Genomic DNA, 432 nt, shown 5'->3' on the forward strand with positions numbered 1-432 from the left:
CCGCCGTAAGACAGTCAAGATCGAATCTACTGTGTCCCGTCGCGCACCGGTGGCCAGTTCGGCACTCGGTGCATTGTCGACTTGGCAACTTGGCGTGAAGCATTCGATCACGAAGCGTTGCACTCACGCGCCGTGCAGGGAAGTGCGCCTCGTCGCGGTGGCCAAAGCACGTAGGGTGCGCGGGGCCCGCGCGGTCCTTTCCGTGCAGGTGGAACGGGGGTTGGGGGGCGGTCACGGCACGGGGTGCGCCAGAACCGGAAGTTGGCTGAAAAGAGACGGGTGGGGGTGCGGAAACCGGTCAACCGGCCGGTGAGCTTCGCCGTCCCGCGGGGCGTGCGCCCGCGTGTGGAGCGGGCGCCGGGCGCGCTGCGGGCGCGCCATGGGCGGGACGCGGTGCCGGGCGGGCGGTGGCGGGCGGCAACGCGGCCCGCC

Source organism: Streptomyces pseudogriseolus (assembly GCA_002154585.1).
Lineage (GTDB): Bacteria > Actinomycetota > Actinomycetes > Streptomycetales > Streptomycetaceae > Streptomyces > Streptomyces pseudogriseolus.